A 20,935-nucleotide genomic window follows, 5' to 3' on the forward strand; every position below is an offset into this window, starting at 1 on the left:
ATGAAAAGAGAAGAAGTCTTATCTGATTTAAAAGAAAGATTCAAAAAAGATATAGTTGATTTTTTTGATAAGCATTCCAAAAGGGTTTATATCGAGATTAAGCCTGAATCATTGGTTAAGGTAGCCTCCTACATTTTTAAAGACTTAAAGGCGCGCTTTAATATTGCATCTGGACTAGATGCGCGAAATCATATGGAGATTTTATATCACTTTATATTAGAAGAAATAAATCTACTGATATCTCTAAGAGTAAAACTGGATAAGTCAAAACTGGAAATAGATTCACTCAGCAATGTCTTTGAGGGTGCGAATTGGATTGAGAGAGAAATCCATGAACTTCTGGGTATAAATTTTAGGAATCACCCTGATTTGAGAAGACTTCTTTTGTCAGAGGATTGGCCTGAAGGCGTTTATCCATTGAGAAGAGATTATAAAGAGTGGGATAAAAAGGCTATCCGGGATAGGGGAGTATAATGGCGCGAACAATAGTTCCAATAGGACCATATCATCCGCTTCAAGAAGAGCCGGAATTTTTTACCCTGACAGTTGAAGGTGAAAGGGTAGTGGATGTTGATGTGCAGATAGGCTATAACCATAGGGGAATAGAAAAACTCTCTGAGAGCAAGACATTTGACCAATCTACTTTTGTCATAGAGAGAATCTGCGGTATATGTTCTACAAGCCATCCATTTGCTTATACAAGGGCAGTAGAGGATATCATACCTATGGAGGTACCTCCTAGGGCAAAATATATAAGGACAATAATCGCCGAAGGCGAAAGAATACATTCGCATCTGTTATGGCTTGGGCTTGCCGGTCATTTCTTAGGATATAATACTGTTTATATGTGGGCCTGGAAGTTACGAGAAGAAATCTTAGATGTGATGGAAATATTATCCGGCAACAGAAATAACTATGCTATGTTTAAGCCCGGCGGAGTAAGAAGAGATATAAAGCCTGAAGATATTCCGGGCGTCTTAAGCAAGATAGACTCTATTGTTCCTACTTTAACAATGCTCAAGAAAGCTGTTATAGATGATCCTGTTCTTCATGCGCGTACCAAGGGAGTCGGGATTCTTACAAAAGAAGAGTCTATAGACTTTTGTGCGCTTGGGCCTACTGCGAGGGCATCAGGCGTTGGGCGAGACCTGAGAAAAGATTCTCCTTACGGAGCATATGAAGAAGTAGAATGGGACATGATAGTAACCCAGAATGGCGATGTGTTTGATAAGGTAGTTGTCAGGATACTGGAGACATTTGAGTCGATAAAGATAATGAAGCACTGCCTATCAAATTTGCCAAAAGGTGAAATAGACGCAAATATAAAGAGTATCCCGTCGGGTGAAGGTATTGGTCATATCGAGGCACCAAGGGGTGAATGTTTCCATTATGTAAGAAGCGATGGAACTAATAGGCCAGTCCGACATAAAGTACGCGCACCAACCTTTATGAACCTGCCGACATATAAGGCGACTATTGTGGGTGAGACGATTTCTGATGCAACAATAATTTTAGCTGCTATAGATCCCTGCTATTGTTGTACGGAAAGGATGGCAGTGCGCAATAAGAAGGGTGAGAAGATGTATAACGGTCAGGATCTAGTTAGATTATCACAGGATAAGACTAAACAGATTAGAAAGAAGATGGGTGTGTAGGGATATGAATATGAGCGCTGAACTTTTCAGAATGGACAATCTATCCTTTTTCGTAAGTTTATTTATAGTTTTCTTCTCTTTGCTTACGATTATTTATTCCTTCGGATTCATGAAGGAGAGAAAAGGAAAGCTTAGCTATTACCTATATATACTACTGACACTGATATCTTCCTTAGGTGTTGTTGTTTCGAATAATCTTGCATTGCTTGTTGTATTTTGGGGATTTTCCGGATTTCTTCTTTATCTTTTGATAGGTTTTGGTCAAACAAAGCGCACACCTTCCACTGCTAAAAAATCATTTATAATAATCGGCGCAACAGATGCATTTATGCTTTTGGGCTTGGCCTTTATCTGGCATTTAGCAGGCTCGTTTAATATAGACAAGTTAAGCATTCCTCTAGATAATAGGCTTTCAGTTATTGCCTATCTAAGTCTTGCTGTAGGTGCCTTTGCTAAGGCAGGGGCTATGCCTTTTCATACATGGGTGCCAGACACTGCCGAAGATGCGCCTACCCCTGTTAGTGCGTTTTTACCTGCATCTTTAGATAAACTTCTTGGTATATATTTCCTGGCGCGAATCTCGCTGGATATCTTTCAGATGAATGCAGCCATGAATATGTTTTTAATGCTGCTGGGGAGTTTTACTATCGTGGCCGCGGTTATGATGGCACTTATGCAACATGATTTAAAGAGGCTTTTGGGTTATCATGCTGTAAGCCAGGTCGGATACATGGTTTTAGGTATAGGTACAGGCAGCCTTATTGGTATTGCAGGCGGCCTGTTTCATATGCTAAATAATGCTATATATAAATCCTGTTTATTTTTCTCTGGAGGTATAGTCGAGAAAAAAACACAGACAACAGATTTGGAAAAATTAGGCGGCCTTGCCAAAATTATGCCCACTGCGTTTATTACGTTTTTAATAGCCTCATTCGCAATATCAGGTGTGCCGCCATTTAATGGCTTTGTTTCAAAATGGATGCTCTATCAAGGTATAATCGAGACTGCCCAAAGAGGTGGTTTTGTCTGGATAATATGCCTTATTGCGGCTATGTTCGGCAGCGCACTTACCTTAGCAAGCTTTATGAAACTAATACACGCTATATTTTTAGGTCAAGTCTCTAAAGAGCTCTCAATTGCAAGCAACAAGCAAAGGGACATTGGTATTACTATGTATATTGCGCCTGTTGTACTTGCGGCCTTATGTGTTATCTTTGGCGTATTTGCATATAAGATACCGCTTAATATGTTTATCTTTCCTAGTTTAGGCCAAGATGTAGGATTTTCTGGGATATGGAATCCTGGTCTGGCTACTATTTTGATACTTCTAGGCATTCTCTTAGGTGTTCTAATTTATTTTCTAGGTACGATAAAGACCGCGAGAGAATCTGAGGCCTTTATAGGAGGGGAGATACTAGAAAAACAGCCGGATATGAGGATTTCAGGAACTGAATTCTATAATACGATCAAAAACATAGGTCCATTAAAGGTTATCTATAGATTAGCAGATAATAAGGTGTTTGATATTTATTCTGTTGGTGAAAAGATAACCCTAACGTTTAATAAGATATTGCGCTATATTCACAATGGCATTCTTTCTTCCTATTTAGCATGGACCCTTTTAGGGATGATTGTTTTGTTCTACGTTTTATTGTTGAGGTAGTTAGATGGCAGAGCTGTACTTGTTATTAATATTTATGATTATCGCTGCGATAATCGCCGTTGAAGTAGAGGATCTTCTTTCTTCGGTAATTGCAGTTGGTGCTGTAGGCTTAGGGCTTTCAATAGTTTTTTTGATACTCAAGGCACCTGATGTAGCCATTACACAGCTTGTTGTTGAGATATTGTGCCTTATTATCCTGATAAGGGCGACATTGAAGAGGGATATTCCTTTTTCAACTACAGGCAGGTGGTTTTTTAATACACTTATTACAGTCTGTTTTATTGCAGTATTTCTGATGTTGGCTCACAAATGCTTAAAGGATATACCAGAATTTGGTTTTCCGATAATGCGGGTTGCAAAAACATATTTGTCACAAGGACTGAATAAGACAGGTGCCAGTAATCTCGTTGCTTCTGTAATACTTGATTTTAGGGCCTATGATACTTTGGGTGAGGCCACAATATTATTTACAGCTGTAGTGGGTGTTTTGGCGATTGTGCGCGGCGTCGGCAGAAAGAAAGAAAAACAAATAATTAGGGAAGAGGATGAGTAGAGAACACGATAAAGGCATGACTCTGATTGTAAAGACGATTACGCGTCTGACAGTAGGACTGATACTCCTTTACGGTATCTATATTATTTCGCATGGCCATGTATCGCCAGGAGGCGGATTTGCCGGAGGCGTTATCGTGGCATTGAGCTTTATTCATCTTATGCTTGCTTATGGAAAGGAAGAGGCCTTCAAGCGATTGTCCAAATCAGCTGCCTCAATTTTTGAGAGTACGGGTGCAATATTGTTTTTGGCTATTGCTCTACTTGGATTTAGCGGTGGTTACTTTTTCCTAAACTTTTTACCTAAAGGAGAGCCTTTCAGGCTATTTAGCGCTGGCACGATTCCTTTAAGCAATATAGCCATAAGCCTAAAAGTAGGTGCAGGTCTTTTTGCAATTTTCGTTGCACTCGTATTGTTAAAATTGGATTCCAAAAAGGATAAAGAATGATTTATTTACTCTGTCTTTGTCTATTCTCAGTCGGACTTTATTGCATATTAAGGAAACGCAATATTATTAAGATTATTATTGGCATCGTCATAGCCGAATATGCAGTAAACCTATTTTTTATATTGATAGCCTTTAGGATGAATGGCCGCGCTCCGCTCTTTTCACCTGATGTGAACATAACAAATATGGTTGATCCCTTACCGCAGGCATTGGTGTTGACAGCGATTGTAATTGGACTTGCGACCACTGCATTATTAGTAGCTATTGCTATGAGAATTTATGAGAAATACGGGACATTTGATATAACAAAGATAAGGGAGCTTAGGGGATGATGCAGTTAGAGAGTATAATACCGCTTTTTGTCGCTATTCCATTAGGAGGCGCGTTTCTAATCTCGCTTCTCGGCAAAAGAATAAAATGGCTGCCGGATTGTTTTGGTGTAATAACAACGCTCCTTTTGTGTGGTCTGTCTTTGTTTAGCGTGCGCCTTTGTAGTACATTTGGAATACTTACCTATAATGTTGGTTCTTGGCTGCCGCCTATAGGCATAGGAATGGTTTTAGATGGATTGGCCTCATTTATGCTTGTGACTGTAAATTTGATTGCATGCTGTGTTACGGTTTATTCAATAAATTACATGGAAAGATTCACCGCTAAATGGAAATTTTATACATTGTTTCTTTTGATGCTAGGCGGGATGAACGGTGTGATTATAAGCGGAGACATATTTAATCTTTTTGTATTTTTAGAGATTGCCTCTGTGGCAAGCTATGCCTTGGTTGCATTCGGAACAGAGCGCCATGAACTTGAGGCAGCGTTTAAATATGCTGTTATGGGTACGGTAGCTTCGCTTTTTATTCTTTTGGGTATAGCATTTTTATACAGTTATACTTCTACACTGAATATGGCGGATATGTCAAGAATCTTGATGCTAAAAGGAACAGGTAATATTACCCTTTTGGTAAGCGTTCTCTTTATTATGGGATTCGGCTTGAAGGCAGCACTCGTTCCTTTCCATGCCTGGCTGCCAGATGCCCATCCTTCTGCACCCGCACCAATATCTGCTATGCTCTCTGGCGTATTAATAAAATCACTTGGCATCTATGCCTTATGTAGAATATTCTACAATGTAATTGGTATAAGCCCTGCCATATCTTCAATATTAATGTTTTTAGGAACACTGTCTATGGTTATTGGCGGCTATTTGGCTATTGGCCAATGGGATTTCAAACGACTCCTGGCATATTCATCTATAAGCCAGATAGGCTATATTGTTCTGGGTATTGGCCTGGGAACGCCATTAGGTATATTGGGTGGATTGTTTCACCTTTTTAACCATTCTATATTTAAGTCACTGCTCTTTTTGAATTCCGGAGCCCTAGAATATTCAACAGGCACACGCGATTTGCAGAAGATGGGAGGGCTTTCCAAGAGAATGCCTTTTACGAATGCAACGAGTCTCATAGGATCTATGTCCATTGCAGGCGTTCCACCTTTTAATGGATTCTGGAGTAAACTACTTATTATAATTGCAGCAGTACAGGCGCAGAGATATGGATATGCATTTTGGGCTGTTTTGGTGAGTATATTGACCTTGGCAATGTATACTAAGGTCCTGAAATACGCATTCTTTGGCAAATTAAAGGAAAGATTGAACAGGATAAAAGAGGTACCGTTTTTTATGAAGTTGTCTATGGGTGTATTGGCATTTATATGTTTAGCAGGAGGACTCTTGCTTATTTCCGGCGAAGCCGGGTCTTTTCTTACTATGTCAACAGATGTTCTTTTAAATGGCACTGGATATGCGGCAATGGTTTTAAGGAATATACGATGAAGAGCAGGATAATTTTATTTATAGTAGCGTTTGTGACTTGGTCCTTTTTGAACTGGGTGCCAGACTGGCAGCATCTTGTTACAGGCGTTTTTGTTTCCGGCCTTGTGGCTTATCTGACAGGTGATTTATTTATCCAGACGCCGGGAAAATTAAAACATCGCCTACGTTATTATTACTTTTTCTTTAATTATCTGCCCATATTCTTATGGGAAATAATTAAGGCCAATATAGATGTCGCCTATAGGGTTATACATCCAAATCTGCCTATAAATCCTGGGATTGTGAAAGTAAAGACCAGTTTGAAGTCAGATACAGCCTTGACATTTTTGGCTAATTCGATAACGCTTACACCTGGTACTCTAAGCGTTGATATTGATAGAGATAATGGAATTTTGTATGTGCATTGGATTAACGTAGAGACAGAGGATATCGAATCTGCCACAAAGCGTATTGTGGGACGTTTTGAAAAGATGCTGGCGAAAATTTTTGATTAGGATAAGATTTTGGAGCAATAATGAAAGATTCTAACAGGTTAAAGATAGTCAAATGGATTATAGGCGCAATTATCTTGACAGCCATTTTGGTCCTGATAATGATTCGGCCTATGCCCTGTCTTTTTCAAGCCGGGCTTATCTACGTTGAGTTTCTGTGTAGAGCGCTTTACATAATTATATTGGCCTGTTTCCTATGTCTTTACCGTATCTATCGAGGCCCAACCGGAGCTGACAGGATTGTTGCCATAGATATCTTGGGTATCATGATTGTAGGATTCTGTTCATTATTGACTATAGCAACAGGTCGCCTCTGGTATATTGATATTGGTATAGCTTGGGCGCTTCAGAGTTTTATAAGCACGTTAGCACTTTCCAAATACTTGGAAGGAAGAGGCTTTGATGAATAACATAATAGGACTGATATTTATAACGGTTGGTCTAATGTTTGATCTATTGGGATGCCTTGGGCTTGTACGGCTTCCGGATGTATATAATCGTCTGCAGGCTGCCACAAAATGTGTTACCCTAGGCACCTGTAGTATACTGTTTGGGACATTTCTCATTGTTGGATTTACTGCTGCAGGAATGAAATCACTTTTATGTATAATATTCCTTATCTTAACCTCTCCTGTGGCAGCGCATGCCATAGCCAGAGGTGCGCATCGCTCAGGTGTCAAGCTTTGGGATAAGAGCGTTGTTGATAAATACGCCCAAGATAAAGAGGGCGAGGTCTAGAGATGAAATATCCTAAAATTAGAGAGTTGATTGAGGCAATAAAGGCGCTTATTAAAGGACCTTATACGTCAAAATTTCCAAAACAGCCGCATCAACCACATCCGAATTTCAGAGGACAGCCGAAGTTTGACGATAAAAAATGTGTTGGCTGTCTTGCCTGCGAAGAGGTCTGTCCGGTGGGAGCGATTGCTCATAGTGACGTAGATGCGACAGATGGTAAGCATAAGCGAATTATAAGTCATTATACAGATACATGTATATTCTGTGGTCAGTGTGAGGCAGCTTGTATTGCTGATCATGAAGGTATAAAGTTATCCAATGATTGGGAGCTTTCATTCTTTGATAGGAGTAAGGCCGAAGAGAAAATAGAAAGAGAGTTGCAGGTTTGCGAAATCTGCGCTAAACCTATTGCCTGCAAAAAGCACCTGGCCTGGATTGCCGAAAGGATAGGAGAACTCAGTTTTTCAAGCCCCACACTTTATCTTACCCATCTTAAAAACCTTGGAATAGTTGATGAAAACATTACTTCTGTATTGAAAGACCAAGGACGTTCTGACCGAGTAAAAATTCTCTGTGCCGCCTGCAGGAGAGAAACTACCCTGACTACGAAAGAGTAAAAATAATAAATAGTTTAAAGGCAAAAAATCGCATAGCCTGAGGCATTATCTATGCAAATGAAAGATATTTTCAAAGGAAAGGTTGTTGTTGTGGGTGTCGGTAATATCTTGCGTAGAGATGATGGCTTTGGTCCTGTTCTGATTGATAAGCTAAAAGCAAATACAAGTGTAGTATGTATTGATGCAGGTTCCTCTCTTGAAGGTTACGCTGGCAAAATTGCAAAAGAGAAGCCTGATACGATATTAATCGCTGACGCTGTGCATTTGGGGCTTGAACCAGGAAACTATGACATTTTGAAGTCATCTGAGATAGTAAAAGGTGGTTTAACTACGCATGATATTTCACCTAGAATGTTCCTTGACTATCTAAAAAAAGAAACAGGGGCAGATATATATATGCTGGGTATTCAACCAGAGGATGTTTCTTTTGGCGAGGGGTTATCTGAGAGCGTTAAAGGAGCCCTGGAAGAAATAGTGGGTTTAATAAGAGAGGCAGAACATGCATGAGTCACATTTGATTGAGCCGATAATCAAAGGAATATCAGAGCACGCAAAAAAAGAAGGGGCCAAAAAAGTATCCAAGCTAATTCTAAAGATTGGAGAGCTGAATTGCCTAAATGAGGATTCGTTTAAGGCAACATTCTCTCTTCTGTCAAAAGGGACTATGCTTGATGGCGCTAAATTAGAGATTGTATTTTTCCCAGGCTCCAGGATAGAGGTTGTATCCTTTGATGTGGAATAGAATTTTACCAATCTACATATAAGAGAAAGATAAACAATGTGTTATGCAATTCCCGGAAAGGTAAAGGAAATAGGCGAAAAATCAGTGCTGGTTGACTATTTTGGCGAGACAAGAAAAGCGATTAACGAATTTTACGATGTTCGTATAGGTGACTATGTCTGTGCCCAGGGAGGTTTTGTAATAAAAAAGGTTTCTCCTTCCGAGGCAGAGAGCACTCTCTCGGCCTGGCAGGAGCTTTTTTTCGAGCTTAAGCAAATAGATTTACGCCTTTCCAGATTAGATCTTAAAAATAAAGGGATAGATAAGAGACTTTCTTCAATACTGGATAATGCTTTAGAAAACAAAAGCCTGTCTTTAGAGGATTTACTGTATCTATTCAATACAGAAAGCCGTTCTGGGATTGAACTGATTTATAAGACCGCTAATTTCCTTCGTCAAAAATACATTAAGAATTCCTGCTGTGTACATGGGATAATTGAGATTTCAAATTATTGCACGCAGGGTTGCATGTATTGTGGTATATCGACTCATAACAAGGCTCTTGGCCGGTATAGAATGACTCATAAAGAAATAGTTGATTCAGCCCTCCTGGCAATAGAGGAATTTGGATTTAAGGCCATCCTACTACAGAGCGGCGAAGATGCATTCTATACTGCTGATAGGCTTGCTGATATAGTTGCGGAAATAAAGGCAAAGGCAGGCGTTCTTATCTGTATAAGTTTTGGCGAGATAGGTATTGATGGATTAGAAAAGCTTTATAAGGCTGGGGCAAGGGCAATCTTGATGCGTTTTGAGACTTCAAATCCAAAGATCTATGAAAGACTGCATCCTGGCAGGAGCTTGAATACGCGCTTAGACCACATTAAAAAGGCAGGGCAAATCGGTTATTTGATTATGACCGGTGGACTTATTGGATTGCCGGATCAGACCAGAGAAGATATTATAAACGATATATATCTGGCTAAGGAGTTACAAGCTGAGATGTATTCCTTTGGTCCTTTTCTGCCGCATCCAGAGACGCCATTAGCTTCTAACTCTCCTCCTAATGAAGATGATGTATTGAAGGCCCTGGCATTAACTAGACTTATCGATCCAGAAAAGAGCAAGATCTTAGTAACTACTGCTTTCGAGACACTTTGTCCTGATGCCCGTAGGCATGGGCTTCTTGCAGGCGCAAATTCAGTAATGCTTAATGTAACCCCTATTAAATATAGAAAACAGTATTCAATTTATCCTAATAGGGCCTACGATAAAGAAGAAATAACGACTCAGATTAAAGAGACAATAGCACTTCTGCAATCTCTTGGCAGGGCCCCTACGGATTTAGGCGTGAATTAATAGCAATTGATAAAAACTATGAAAGTTAAAACAAAGTCAAAGGCCAGCTTTTCTCTTGAGACAATTAAACGTCTGAGTCTATACTTGAGAAATTTAAAGAGGGCCAAGGAGCGCAATGTTGATGTTATTTCCTCTGATAAGATAAGTCAGTTTCTTAATGTAACGCCTGTTCAGTTCAGAAAGGATTTGTCATACTTTGGAGGTTTTGGCAAAAGAGGCGTTGGCTATAACGTGGAAAAATTGATACTGGAGATCGAGAATATATTAGGAGTAAATAAGGAATGGAAGATTATTATGGTAGGTGTGGGAAGATTAGGAAGCGCCCTTTTAAGCTTTGAAGGCTTTTCTAAATTCAACATCAAAATAAGCTTTTGCTTTGATGTTGACGAAGAGAAAACGGGGAAAACAAAAAAGGGAGTAGAAATCCTGCATATAAAAGATATGAAGAATATTATAAAAAATAATGATATTAAAATAGCAATAATTTCAACCCCGCCTGAGGCAGCGCAGGATGTCGCTGATGAGTTGGTGGATGCAGGGATAAAAGGAATTTTAAATTTTGCACCCAGCATCCTTAAAGTCCCTGAATATGTCTCGGTCTCAAATGTTGATATGGCCTGTGAGTTGGAGAGTTTGATATTTTTTGCAAAGCGTAAACGCACCCTTAAGAGGTAATAGATGCTCTTAGAGACAGTAAAAAAAGATTCCTGGATAGGCAATAGGATAAAAAAAGACCAAATTGAAAAATATTTGAGTAAGGGTGAGAGTTTTATTAATGAAGGTTTAATAAATCAGGCATTGATTACTAATATTGAAGCCTCTCCTGCAAGAATCAAGGATATCCTTAAGAAATCATTAGAGGTTAAAACCCTGACCCTTGATGAGGCCGCAGCCCTATTGAATGTTAAGGATAGCTCGTTATGGGAGGAGATGAGGCAGACTGCGGCTCAAGTTAAGAGAAAGGTTTACGATAACAGAATTGTTACCTTTGCGCCTTTATATCTTAGTAATCTCTGCGTAAATAATTGTCTTTATTGTGCTTTTAGAGAAGACAATTCGATAATAAGAAGAAGATCGCTCAAGCTAGATGAGGTGCGCAGGGAAACAGAGGCATTGGCAGGAGAGATTGGACATAAACGCTTAATAGTTGTTTATGGAGAACATCCAAAAACAGATATAGATTATATGGCTTCTACAATAGGAACAATTTACGGGGTCAAGGTAAAGACAAAGAATGGTTGCGGCCAAATACGCAGGGTTAATGTTAATGCCGCACCATTATCCATAGAAGATTTAGGGGTTTTACATGGATTGGGAATAGGAACCTATCAGGTGTTTCAGGAGACCTACCATTATGAAACTTACGAGAAGTTTCATCCCAAAGGGACGATAAAGGCAGATTATAAATGGAGATTGTATTGCATGCATCGGGCGCTTGAGGCAGGTATTGATGATATAGGTATCGGTGTCCTCTTTGGCTTATATAACTGGAAATTCGAAGTCTTAGCGCTCCTTTCTCATGCGCGCGAACTTGAGCAAAAATTCGCAGTAGGTCCTCATACTATTTCTTTCCCCCGAGTTGAAGCAGCTGCCAATACCCCATCTTTTACTAAGATATCGCCTTATAAGGTCAGCGATGAAGATTTCGAGAAATTGGTTACTGTAATAAGACTAGCTGTTCCTTATACAGGCATGATCCTTACTGCTCGGGAAAGTGCACAGATAAGAAAAAAGGTTCTTCCTTTAGGTTGTACCCAGACAGATGCCTCTACAAGGATAGGCATAGGCGCTTATAGCGATCGTGAGTCTAAACAAGAAGGGGCAAGACAGCAGTTTTTCTTGGGTGATACCAGAGATTTAGATGAGGTAACAAGGGAATTACTTCAGATGGGTTATATTACTTCTTTCTGTACTGCTGGTTATCGCTGTGGCAGGACTGGAAAATGTATTATGCAGCTTCTTAGAACAGGCAAGGAAGGGGAATTCTGTAAATTAAATGCAATACTTACGTTTAGAGAATGGCTCGATGATTTTGCAAGCCCTCAAACAAAACAACTAGGTGAGAAAATTCTTAAGAAAGAATTAGACGAGGTTAAGTCTAGGATGCCCTTAGATTATTCTAGGCTCATCCAATATTACGAAAGGATTAAGCAGGGAGAGAGGGATCTCTATTTCTAAGCTTATTGATAATTTTCCCTAATGTCAAATTTATTGCTTTTATTTTTCTTTTATGATAGGATTATTAACATCCTACCTTTGAACTGGGAATTATTTTTCCGTAAAATAAGACATAAAGTAATGAGTTAAAAGGAGCTATCAGGATGAAGAATTATGTTTTTAAGTCGCTATTAGTCAGTATCTTAGTTTTAGGCTTTTTTCTTTCTCATGGCCCCTTGTTTACTAAACTTGCTTTTTGTAAAGACGCTCCCACTAGAGATATGCCAGAGTTACCTAAGGTATCTCCAGAGCCAACATCCCAACCACCTCATTTAAATAAACCAATAGACCCTAATTTTGATGCAGCTTACCTACTAGATTGGACTGATGCAGATTGTGCAGAGGCCTATAAGCTAGAAGAAGCAGATAACCCCCAGTTTAGCAACCCTGTTAGTTATAGCTCGAGCGCTTCTCAATTCTTTGTTGACAAAGGAACCACAGGTACTTATTATTACCGCGTCAAAGCTGTTCTTCCTGCTTCAAAAGGCATAACTAAAGGAGAGAACTTTTTACAAAAGATCTTTTCCTGGCTGAAGCAGTATTTTTCTGCAAATCAAGCTTATGCTGGTACGACCTGCGATACGATTGCTACTACTGGCTGGAGTAATACAGAGACTATAGACATTGTAGAGCCTATAAGCTTTATTGATGCTATAGTCTATACTGCAGATACTGAAATCCCTCTGCAAGATGCTGTAGTTACTTCACCAGACTTTCCTGGAAGTGCTACCTCTGATATAGATGGAAAATTCTCCTTTTCCTTCCAAACACTTTTCCCAGAATCAGGCAAACTTACCGTAACCATTGACATTACAAAAGGTGACTTTACCTCTGCTCAGAGAACAGTGGAAGTAGTAGCCAGCAGACATTCAGCTGTAGCCTCTATTTATCTCACACCCTTAGACCCAGTTGTAACCACTATTCCTCCTGAAGGTGGAACGCATATTAATTCTACTGGAGAGATAGAGCTTATTTTCCCTGAAGGCGCAGTAGAAGAACCCACAGACATAAACACCACCCAATACCAAAAAGGCAAGACCCTACCAGATGAGTTACCTGAAACCTCATTTTTTACCTATGCCCTTAATCTAGAAACAGAAACCACAATTACCAGGAGAAAGGTTACTACATTTCAACAGCCTGTAACCATGCGTGTGGCCAATACGTTAGGCTTCGCTCCTGGAACACCAGTTCCGGGAGGAGTCTATAATGAAGAAACGCACCAATGGGAAGATACAGGTCTTATGGGCTATGTCTCGACCGATGGAGCCTGGTTGGAATTTGAGATTACCAGCTTTTCATCCTGGGATTTGAATTTGCCAGTGAGACGCAGGACTCGCACTAGACGGACAGTTGTGAGAAAAAATGCTGTAAAAGAAACTGTTAAGAAAGATGAAGAGGCAGAAGATCCTGGTGTAAGTGTCCGCTCCGGCGCTTTAAATATTGAGCATACTCTTCCTGCTATAAAAAGATTAGGTAAAGAGAGCTCATTAGTATTTAACTATAATTCAAATACAGCCAGCCCTTCAGAATTTATTTCTATCGAAACAAATCTTGATACCGGGACTACAGATATACCTTATACTTCTACTTTTAGCGTAGATTTTGCTGGCAAGATTGCCCAGGCAACATACCAAGGAGTAGAGGGGGATGTGCGGTATGCCTATTTGTTTGATGGTAAGACTCCTGCAGGTGAATATTTGTCCACTGGAAGCTATCCTTACACAATAAAGATAAGCAATGATTACGCTGATTTAACTTATTGGACTACGGATAGTTTTGCTGGTGATCCAATAGCTGATACTGGGATACCAGCAATAGAGCCTGTTCCTATAACTTCTGATATAGACAGGAGACTAATTATAAACAATCAAAGAAATAGTCCTTTTGGTACTGGTTGGACTCTGAAGGGATTAGATAGGCTTTATCATGACCCTGATGGCGACATGCTTCTTATGAAAGGAGATGGTTCAAGTGCTGTATTTATGAACGCAGCCTTTATTTATGTGACTAACGAACTCTGGGATGTTTCAGTCATAAACGCAAAGACCAATTCCTTGATTGATGAAGTCTTACTCAATGAGGCTTCTTATGACATAGCTATTACACCTGATGGAACGCGTGCCTATCTAATTGCAGCAGAAGCTACTTCCGCGTATCTATCAGTTATAGATACCAGCATAAACGAAGTTATTGATAAGATCCTGATAGATATTCCTGGCGATCCATGGGGCAGTATTAGTATTACCCCGGATGGAAAATATGCTTATGTTTCAGGCTTTTCGCCTGGAATCATTATTTTTGACATCCAGAAGGGAAGCCCAACTTACCATACTGTAGTAGATACAATAACTACTCCAGATTATGTCCTTGACATGAAGTTTAATTCTAATGGCACTTTTTGTTATGCCACATGTCCGGATTCTGACCTTTTTATTGTTATTGATACAAACACAAAACAAGTTGTGGACGAGTTAGAATTGCCAATGTTTAGTGGTCCTTTTGGCCTTGCCTTGTCACCGTCTGAAAAAAGTGCTTATGTAGTTGAGAATTACGCAGGAACGGTTGATGTTATTGACATCGACCCTTTAAATCCCAGTTATTTAACTGTTTTGGATACTGTAACTATTGGTGGAGAACCTGGTGATATCGCCATACAGAAAAATGGCTACTTTGGCTATGTAACAAATATGATTTCAAGAACAATCTCAGTTATAGATATCCGAACCAATGAAATAGTTAAGACCATTGACGAAGGTGGTATGGCTTCTTTTATTTTGGCTTTAAGCCAGGATGATGATTCCCTTTATGTATTAGAGGGACCAATTATTACTATGTCAACAGAAGGTCCCTTGACAACAAATTCGAATGAGGATTCTAACCAGGTCGCTATCATTAATACAAGTTCAAATGAAATAGTAGAAAGAATTCCACTCTCAGGTGCTATTCAGGGAATAGCTATTACTCCTACGAATATATTTCGTTCTCCGGAAGGAGATTATTCAGTCCTTAGAGAAAATAATGATAACACTTTTACCCGAAGGCTTAAAGATGACACTAAAGTAAACTTTAATGCCCATGGTTTGCAGGCCTCTATAGTTGACCGCAATGGAAATAGTACGGCCTATCTCTACATAGACGCAAACTCTGACGGCATAACCGAAGAATTAAGTCGGATTACTCTTCCCAAAGGAGGAAAATATCAGCTTAGCTATACACCCCAAGGCAAACTAGAATCAATAACTGACCCAGCAGCAAGAATTACTCAGTTTACTATTGACGAAAACAATGATTTAATAGAAATAATTAACCCTGATACAACCACTAAATCCTTTATTTATACTGACCACCTCTTAACCTCTGAAACTAACGAACGCTCATATACAACTTCTTATGAGTATGATGACTATGGAAGAGTAGAGAGAATGCTTTTTCCCAATACGCCTCAGGAGACAATTCAATTCTTCCCTTCAGACGTCCAGGGCCTGATAAACGACTTGCCCGCAGGAGTAGGAACCCCTGATAATCCAGCTCCAGTTGTAAGGCCCCAGGATATAGTTGAGACTATAATTGACGGCAAAGACTATTCCATAGTCTCTCAAACATCTAAATTTGGCGCCTACAGCCAGATTACAGATGCCTTGGATCAGACAACTACAATAGAAAGAGACGGCAACAACAATCCCACAAAGATTACAAGACCTAATACCTCAACAGTCACTATGTCCTATGATGGAAGAGGTAATCTCCTAACCTCAACTGAAGACTCAATCTCAGCTACTACCGCCTTTACTTATGAGCCAGACTTTAATCAGATAACATCCATCACAGACCCAGAAAACAACACTACAAATATTGATTATGATGAAAATGGAAATCCCATTCAGATTGCTGATGCCCAAGCTAATATTACTAAGATGGAATATGATAGCAGGGGGTTAGTAACCAAGATAATCTCTGGTTTTGCTACTGCAGTAGAGAATCAAACTACCTTTACCTACTATACTGACACCTACAACCTTAAAACAATCACTGACCCAATAGGCAAGACTACAACCTTTACCTATGATAATGCTGGCAATATCCTTACTATTCAAGATGCCGAAAACAACACCACAGCCTTTGAGTATGATGATATGAACCGCCTCACCAAGGTGACAGACCCAGAAACAAACATCACCCAGTACCAATATGATGCGGCTGGAAACCTCAAGAAGATAATTGACGCTAATCTAAAAGAGACTACCTTCACCTATGATGAAATTAACCAGCTTAAAACAATAACCAATGCTCTAGGCAAGACTAAAGCCTTCTCCTATGATTTAAATCGCAACCTCGAAACCACTACAGACTTTAATGCTGATACAATAACCTTTGCCTACGATGACATAAACCGCCTTACTAATAAATCTGGAACAGGTTTAAACGTAACCTATGATTATGACTCTGTAAATAACCTTACCTCACTAACTACACCAGATTCATCGCTAAGCTTAACCTATGACCTGGCCTCAAGAATAGAAGCCTCAACTACACTTGATTTAGGTCATCAACCAGGAACAATTATCTCTTACGCCTATGACAAGAATTCCAATCGCTTAACCTTAACTGATCCTGAGTCTATTGTTACAAAATACGTCTATGATTCACTCAACCGCCTCATTGACATCACAGATGCCCTAGATCAAAACCTCGCTCATTTTAACTATGATGAGCTTTCCAGAAGAACAGGTTTAGACTTGGCTAACGGAACAAGCTCCAGCTACGCCTATGATTTAGCAAGCAGGTTAGTTTCCTTGGATTCTTACTCCTATACCTATGATAATGCTGGTAATAGATTAACCATGACTGATAATGACGGTACTCACAACTACACCTATGATGACATCTATCGTTTAACTAATGCTGCTCATCCTCAACCTGAGAATCCAGCTGAAAACTATGCCTATGACTCAGTAGGCAACCGCAATCCGGCAAGTTATACCTATAATGATGCCAATAGGCTCTTAGAAGATGATGAATATACTTATACTTATGATGATAATGGAAACCTAATTTCCAAAACTAACAAGTCTACATTAGAAACAACAAGCTATATCTACAACCTGGGAAATCAGTTAATCAGCATAGATTTTCCAAATTCAACATCTGTTCAATATACATATGACGGCTTAGGAAGAAGAATCGAGAAGAATGTAAACGGTACTATTACTAGATATATCTATGATAATGAAGACATTATTGCAGAATACGATGGAACCAATACTCTGCAAGCCAAATACCTTCATGGCCCAGGTATTGATGAGCCCTTGAACATAGAAAGAGGAGGTCAGACTTACTGGTATCATGTAGACGGCTTAGGGTCAATCACTGCGCTTACTGATGATACAGGTACAGTGGTCCAGACATATCTTTATGATTCTTTTGGAAATATCAAGGCTGAGACTGGCTCTTTGATAAACCCTTACACGTACACAGGGAGAGAACTTGATCCTGAGAGTGGACTTTACTATTACAGGGCGAGGTACTATGATGCAAGTATCGGTAGGTTCTTGCAGGAAGATCAACTCTTTGGACTAGCTAAGCTTCCCCAAACCTTTAATGGCTACTTATACAGTCTTAATAACCCTTTAATTTTTATTGATCCATTTGGGCTTCAAAGAAGATAGGACTTTGGAAATGCTGTGGGAGGAGTTTTAGGTGCAGCAGAAGATATAGCGAATTGGTATACAGATTGGCGATTAGCAAGTGATATATTTAATTCGGTAAATGAATTTGCTGGCACAATCCCTAAAGGACAAGAAGTGGATGCACTTTTAGTTGTTGATCCGATTACTAAGCGCGTATTGGCTGTAGTTGATAAAGATGTGGGCTCAATTACAAAACCCACTACAGATATTCGTCCTATAAAAGTAACTGGGACAAAACAGATAGAGATCGAGAGACCTATGGAGGTTAAGGAGAAAGAAAAATGACAGATAATTATCACCTAAAGAAGAAGCAAAAAAACAGCATACTAAATATCTTAATCGCTATTATATTGATAGTACCAATTTGCTCTTGTAAAAGCAATATTAGTAAATTAACAACCGATAGAATTCTTAATGATATATCAGAAAAACATAAAAGAATCGAAAGCTATAAGGCAGATTTTACAATGAAGATAATAAAGAAGGAAAAAGAACAAACTTTAGAAGGTAAGATAAAGTTTAAACAACCAAACTTAACTAAACAAGAAACAAATTTGTCATTCAAAGGAGAAAAAAAAGATTTACTCGTCAGTAATGGGAAGGTTAAATGGATGTATATCCCATTGATAAAAATTGCATTTCGGGAAGATTTAAAGATTATTGATAGAGAGTTCCAAAAAAAATATGGTATAACTTCTGCATATGTAGATATGGCGAACATTCGCTATGTAAAAACTGATAATTTTAATGGTCATCAGGTATGCATTTTAGAGGGCATGCCTAATAAGCTTGTTAAGGCTCGTGACTCTGAGGCACCTTATATCATCAGAGTCTTTATAGATGCAGAAAATGGAGTAGTTCGCAAAGTATCATCATATGATAAACAGGGTGAAGAAATAATGTCTCAAGTCTTTAGAAATTTCGAATTTAATATTCGAATACCGGATGATGAATTTATTTTTGAGCCGCCCGAAGGAACTCAGGTGATAGATACAACAGAAGGCACTATTAGGAATTTGGATGTACAATAAGTCCAGACCTACCTTTACGACTCCTTCGGAAATATCAAGGCTGAGACTGGCTCTTTGATAAACCCTTACACATATACAGGGAGAGAACTTGATCCTGAGAGTGGACTTTACTATTACAGGGCGAGGTACTATGATGCAAGTATCGGTAGGTTCTTGCAGGAGGATTCGATAGGATATTTATCAGTGCCAAATTGGAAATAAAGTAATTGAAAAGGTAATTAGCAACAAAATTGAAGAATCCGTCCCTTCTATACCAAAGAAATTAAGAGGAGAGGTCGCCGAAACATTGCGGCAAGAAATGACAAAAGAAGAGTATAAGAAATTAAAAGATGCTAATACTCAAGACTCTGATAAGCTAAAAATTGTCGAAGAAATAATAAATCGCGCTAAAGAAAGACCAGAGAATAAAGAACTTAAGAAAAAGATAGATCCATATTTAGAATTTCTAAAATAAATGGAGTATTGACAATGAAAAAAAATAAAATAACGAAATCATTGCTGGTCGGTTCTTTGGTAAGTATTATTCTAATAATTTTAGCTTATCTTAGTCAAAAAGAAATAATAGATATAAATCTTTATCTCTTTATATTTTTGATGGGCCCTCCTTTATTGATTGGGATAATAAGTAAGTCCTATGCTTTTGTCTATTTTGCAATTTTTATTTACTGGAATCTGCTAAGTATTTATTTTAATAGCACGATGAATAAATACATTAAAATAATAAGCCTTCTTCTTTTTGTTTTAATTCATGGAGCATCAGCATTTTTATTTTATAGATATTTTGGATTTTAAAGACTAGTTTTAACCTAACCCAAAAATCGCAATAACGAACATAACGAACCAAACAGGCACAGCGCAAATTCTATGGAATAGAATAGCAAAACTAAGGGCGACGCTTCTTCAAACTATAATATCATAGATCACAGACGCTTTACATAAAGGATCACAGACGTTTTACGTAACTCTTCTATTATAGCTAAGTTGTAAACAAAATCTTTTTGTTCTTTGACAACGGCAACCTAACGAGCAAGGCAAATAAATCAATTCCTTCAGACGTTACCACGTATACCTACAGCGTCGAGAACCAATTAGTTTCCGTGGAGAGTGGACCGTTGGCCGTGAGCTATACATATGACGGCTTAGGAAGAAGAATAGAGAAGAATGTCAATGGTACTATTACTAGATACGTCTATGATAACGAAGACATCATTGCAGAATACGATGGAACCAATACTCTCCAAGCCAAATATCTCTATGGTCCAGGTATTGATGAGCCCTTACAAATGCAAAGAGGAGGTCAGACTTACTGGTATCATGTAGACGGGTTAGGATCAATCACTGCGTTTATTAACAGAAACTTGACTAAATAGGAGGTAAGTCATGGGTAAGCAAGGATCAAAGATTTCAGGAGTTGATGTTAAGGAATTGATCAATGATTTAAACAGGGCTTATGCTGATGAATGGTTGGCGATATATTCCTATAAATACATGGCAGAGACTGTGACTGGGCTAGGATATGAGGATATGGCTGAATTTCTAGAAAAGATTGCCAAGGATGAAGCTGAGCATGCGAGTGAGCTTGCAGATAGGATCCAGGAATTAGGGGGCCTGCCACTTTCCAATATAGCTGAACTTGAAAAAAATGCAAATGCTCCCTATCCAAGGCCACCTAAAAGTACCTCTGATTATAAGAGTATTATTAATGTAGTTACAGATGCTGAGGCCGGGGCAATTGATGTCTATCAGAAAATCGCCAACAAGACCCAAGGTAAAGACCACGTCACATATCAGCTTGCCTGCCATATCTTAGCAGAAGAAGTTCAACATGAAGAGATGTTTGAGGATTTGCTGGATTAGTTTGGCATAGAGCTGTTGCTAAGTATAATAAAAAGTAGCAGAAAGATGGCGTCCGTTTAAC

The 20,935-nt window shown here is 38.9% G+C and carries 24 protein-coding genes; all 24 read left to right on the plus strand.

What is annotated here, in order from left to right; genetic code table 11:
• The 24 genes from KJ593_02690 (at position 1) to KJ593_02805 (ending at position 20,874) form a co-directional block, all read left to right on the plus strand.
• A complete protein-coding gene (locus tag KJ593_02690) occupies positions 1–474 on the plus strand; it encodes an NADH-quinone oxidoreductase subunit C (protein MBU2540786.1) in 474 nt (157 codons plus the stop codon).
• On the plus strand, positions 474–1,655 hold the full coding sequence (locus KJ593_02695; GenBank protein MBU2540787.1) for a nickel-dependent hydrogenase large subunit: 1,182 nt from the start codon (positions 474–476) through the stop codon (positions 1,653–1,655). The genes KJ593_02690 and KJ593_02695 overlap by 1 nt, the downstream gene beginning before the upstream one ends.
• A gap of 10 nt (positions 1,656–1,665) precedes the next feature.
• Positions 1,666–3,318, plus strand: coding sequence for a hypothetical protein (locus tag KJ593_02700; protein ID MBU2540788.1), 1,653 nt, complete (start codon positions 1,666–1,668; stop codon positions 3,316–3,318).
• A gap of 4 nt (positions 3,319–3,322) precedes the next feature.
• On the plus strand, positions 3,323–3,871 hold the full coding sequence (locus KJ593_02705; GenBank protein MBU2540789.1) for a DUF4040 domain-containing protein: 549 nt from the start codon (positions 3,323–3,325) through the stop codon (positions 3,869–3,871).
• On the plus strand, positions 3,864–4,319 hold the full coding sequence (locus tag KJ593_02710) for a hypothetical protein (GenBank protein ID MBU2540790.1): 456 nt from the start codon (positions 3,864–3,866) through the stop codon (positions 4,317–4,319). Before KJ593_02705 ends, KJ593_02710 begins: the two co-directional genes overlap by 8 nt.
• The gene (locus tag KJ593_02715; protein ID MBU2540791.1) at positions 4,316–4,651 is read left to right on the plus strand and encodes a sodium:proton antiporter; all 336 of its coding nucleotides are present in this window, start codon (positions 4,316–4,318) and stop codon (positions 4,649–4,651) included. Before KJ593_02710 ends, KJ593_02715 begins: the two co-directional genes overlap by 4 nt.
• Positions 4,648–6,153 carry a monovalent cation/H+ antiporter subunit D family protein gene (locus tag KJ593_02720; protein MBU2540792.1) on the plus strand — a complete coding sequence of 502 codons (1,506 nt, stop codon included), beginning with the start codon at positions 4,648–4,650 and terminating at the stop codon, positions 6,151–6,153. The genes KJ593_02715 and KJ593_02720 overlap by 4 nt, the downstream gene beginning before the upstream one ends.
• Entirely contained in the window at positions 6,150–6,647 is a 498-nt protein-coding gene (locus KJ593_02725) for a Na+/H+ antiporter subunit E (protein ID MBU2540793.1), read from the plus strand. The genes KJ593_02720 and KJ593_02725 overlap by 4 nt, the downstream gene beginning before the upstream one ends.
• A gap of 98 nt (positions 6,648–6,745) precedes the next feature.
• Complete coding sequence (locus KJ593_02730; protein ID MBU2540794.1) at positions 6,746–7,054, plus strand: cation:proton antiporter; 309 nt, start codon at positions 6,746–6,748, stop codon at positions 7,052–7,054.
• Positions 7,047–7,382, plus strand: a complete 336-nt coding sequence (gene mnhG / locus KJ593_02735; protein ID MBU2540795.1) for a monovalent cation/H(+) antiporter subunit G — start codon at positions 7,047–7,049, stop codon at positions 7,380–7,382. Before KJ593_02730 ends, mnhG begins: the two co-directional genes overlap by 8 nt.
• 2 nt (positions 7,383–7,384) lie before the next feature.
• The gene (locus KJ593_02740; protein MBU2540796.1) at positions 7,385–7,999 is read left to right on the plus strand and encodes a 4Fe-4S binding protein; all 615 of its coding nucleotides are present in this window, start codon (positions 7,385–7,387) and stop codon (positions 7,997–7,999) included.
• A 57-nt stretch (positions 8,000–8,056) separates the two neighbouring features.
• Positions 8,057–8,506 (plus strand): hydrogenase 3 maturation endopeptidase HyCI, encoded by a 450-nt coding sequence (locus KJ593_02745; GenBank protein ID MBU2540797.1) that lies wholly within the window; start codon positions 8,057–8,059, stop codon positions 8,504–8,506.
• Positions 8,499–8,741: a hydrogenase maturation nickel metallochaperone HypA gene (locus tag KJ593_02750; GenBank protein MBU2540798.1), complete on the plus strand. Its 243-nt coding sequence runs from the start codon at positions 8,499–8,501 to the stop codon at positions 8,739–8,741. The genes KJ593_02745 and KJ593_02750 overlap by 8 nt, the downstream gene beginning before the upstream one ends.
• Positions 8,742–8,777: 36 nt before the next feature.
• A complete protein-coding gene (locus KJ593_02755; GenBank protein ID MBU2540799.1) occupies positions 8,778–10,079 on the plus strand; it encodes a HypC/HybG/HupF family hydrogenase formation chaperone in 1,302 nt (433 codons plus the stop codon).
• An 18-nt stretch (positions 10,080–10,097) separates the two neighbouring features.
• Complete coding sequence (locus tag KJ593_02760) at positions 10,098–10,754, plus strand: redox-sensing transcriptional repressor Rex (GenBank protein MBU2540800.1); 657 nt, start codon at positions 10,098–10,100, stop codon at positions 10,752–10,754.
• A 3-nt stretch (positions 10,755–10,757) separates the two neighbouring features.
• Positions 10,758–12,257, plus strand: coding sequence for a [FeFe] hydrogenase H-cluster radical SAM maturase HydG (gene hydG, locus KJ593_02765; GenBank protein MBU2540801.1), 1,500 nt, complete (start codon positions 10,758–10,760; stop codon positions 12,255–12,257).
• 143 nt (positions 12,258–12,400) lie between these two features.
• Positions 12,401–17,965, plus strand: a complete 5,565-nt coding sequence (locus KJ593_02770; GenBank protein MBU2540802.1) for a hypothetical protein — start codon at positions 12,401–12,403, stop codon at positions 17,963–17,965.
• A 15-nt stretch (positions 17,966–17,980) separates the two neighbouring features.
• Entirely contained in the window at positions 17,981–18,271 is a 291-nt protein-coding gene (locus KJ593_02775) for a hypothetical protein (protein ID MBU2540803.1), read from the plus strand.
• Positions 18,268–19,017 carry a hypothetical protein gene (locus tag KJ593_02780; protein MBU2540804.1) on the plus strand — a complete coding sequence of 250 codons (750 nt, stop codon included), beginning with the start codon at positions 18,268–18,270 and terminating at the stop codon, positions 19,015–19,017. The genes KJ593_02775 and KJ593_02780 overlap by 4 nt, the downstream gene beginning before the upstream one ends.
• 54 nt (positions 19,018–19,071) lie before the next feature.
• On the plus strand, positions 19,072–19,218 hold the full coding sequence (locus tag KJ593_02785) for a hypothetical protein (protein MBU2540805.1): 147 nt from the start codon (positions 19,072–19,074) through the stop codon (positions 19,216–19,218).
• A gap of 97 nt (positions 19,219–19,315) precedes the next feature.
• Positions 19,316–19,471 carry a hypothetical protein gene (locus KJ593_02790; protein MBU2540806.1) on the plus strand — a complete coding sequence of 52 codons (156 nt, stop codon included), beginning with the start codon at positions 19,316–19,318 and terminating at the stop codon, positions 19,469–19,471.
• Between the two features lie 14 nt (positions 19,472–19,485).
• A complete protein-coding gene (locus KJ593_02795) occupies positions 19,486–19,809 on the plus strand; it encodes a hypothetical protein (protein MBU2540807.1) in 324 nt (107 codons plus the stop codon).
• A 305-nt stretch (positions 19,810–20,114) separates the two neighbouring features.
• Positions 20,115–20,387, plus strand: coding sequence for a hypothetical protein (locus KJ593_02800; GenBank protein MBU2540808.1), 273 nt, complete (start codon positions 20,115–20,117; stop codon positions 20,385–20,387).
• Between the two features lie 10 nt (positions 20,388–20,397).
• Entirely contained in the window at positions 20,398–20,874 is a 477-nt protein-coding gene (locus KJ593_02805) for a ferritin-like domain-containing protein (GenBank protein ID MBU2540809.1), read from the plus strand.
• Positions 20,875–20,935: the final 61 nt, after the last annotated feature.

It is taken from the genome of Candidatus Omnitrophota bacterium (assembly GCA_018830005.1).
Lineage (GTDB): Bacteria > Omnitrophota > Gorgyraeia > JAHJTE01 > JAHJTE01 > JAHJTE01.

What these genes read in the sequence shown, in the direction of transcription:
- KJ593_02690 (MBU2540786.1), top strand. Translation starts at nt 1, where the DNA reads ATGAAAAGAGAAGAAGTCTTATCTGATTTAAAAGAAAGATTCAAAAAA.
- KJ593_02695 (MBU2540787.1), top strand. Translation starts at nt 474, where the DNA reads ATGGCGCGAACAATAGTTCCAATAGGACCATATCATCCGCTTCAAGAA.
- KJ593_02700 (MBU2540788.1), top strand. Translation starts at nt 1,666, where the DNA reads ATGAGCGCTGAACTTTTCAGAATGGACAATCTATCCTTTTTCGTAAGT.
- KJ593_02705 (MBU2540789.1), top strand. Translation starts at nt 3,323, where the DNA reads ATGGCAGAGCTGTACTTGTTATTAATATTTATGATTATCGCTGCGATA.
- KJ593_02710 (MBU2540790.1), top strand. Translation starts at nt 3,864, where the DNA reads ATGAGTAGAGAACACGATAAAGGCATGACTCTGATTGTAAAGACGATT.
- KJ593_02715 (MBU2540791.1), top strand. Translation starts at nt 4,316, where the DNA reads ATGATTTATTTACTCTGTCTTTGTCTATTCTCAGTCGGACTTTATTGC.
- KJ593_02720 (MBU2540792.1), top strand. Translation starts at nt 4,648, where the DNA reads ATGATGCAGTTAGAGAGTATAATACCGCTTTTTGTCGCTATTCCATTA.
- KJ593_02725 (MBU2540793.1), top strand. Translation starts at nt 6,150, where the DNA reads ATGAAGAGCAGGATAATTTTATTTATAGTAGCGTTTGTGACTTGGTCC.
- KJ593_02730 (MBU2540794.1), top strand. Translation starts at nt 6,746, where the DNA reads ATGATTCGGCCTATGCCCTGTCTTTTTCAAGCCGGGCTTATCTACGTT.
- mnhG (MBU2540795.1), top strand. Translation starts at nt 7,047, where the DNA reads ATGAATAACATAATAGGACTGATATTTATAACGGTTGGTCTAATGTTT.
- KJ593_02740 (MBU2540796.1), top strand. Translation starts at nt 7,385, where the DNA reads ATGAAATATCCTAAAATTAGAGAGTTGATTGAGGCAATAAAGGCGCTT.
- KJ593_02745 (MBU2540797.1), top strand. Translation starts at nt 8,057, where the DNA reads ATGAAAGATATTTTCAAAGGAAAGGTTGTTGTTGTGGGTGTCGGTAAT.
- KJ593_02750 (MBU2540798.1), top strand. Translation starts at nt 8,499, where the DNA reads ATGCATGAGTCACATTTGATTGAGCCGATAATCAAAGGAATATCAGAG.
- KJ593_02755 (MBU2540799.1), top strand. Translation starts at nt 8,778, where the DNA reads ATGTGTTATGCAATTCCCGGAAAGGTAAAGGAAATAGGCGAAAAATCA.
- KJ593_02760 (MBU2540800.1), top strand. Translation starts at nt 10,098, where the DNA reads ATGAAAGTTAAAACAAAGTCAAAGGCCAGCTTTTCTCTTGAGACAATT.
- hydG (MBU2540801.1), top strand. Translation starts at nt 10,758, where the DNA reads ATGCTCTTAGAGACAGTAAAAAAAGATTCCTGGATAGGCAATAGGATA.
- KJ593_02770 (MBU2540802.1), top strand. Translation starts at nt 12,401, where the DNA reads ATGAAGAATTATGTTTTTAAGTCGCTATTAGTCAGTATCTTAGTTTTA.
- KJ593_02780 (MBU2540804.1), top strand. Translation starts at nt 18,268, where the DNA reads ATGACAGATAATTATCACCTAAAGAAGAAGCAAAAAAACAGCATACTA.
- KJ593_02790 (MBU2540806.1), top strand. Translation starts at nt 19,316, where the DNA reads ATGACAAAAGAAGAGTATAAGAAATTAAAAGATGCTAATACTCAAGAC.
- KJ593_02795 (MBU2540807.1), top strand. Translation starts at nt 19,486, where the DNA reads ATGAAAAAAAATAAAATAACGAAATCATTGCTGGTCGGTTCTTTGGTA.
- KJ593_02805 (MBU2540809.1), top strand. Translation starts at nt 20,398, where the DNA reads ATGGGTAAGCAAGGATCAAAGATTTCAGGAGTTGATGTTAAGGAATTG.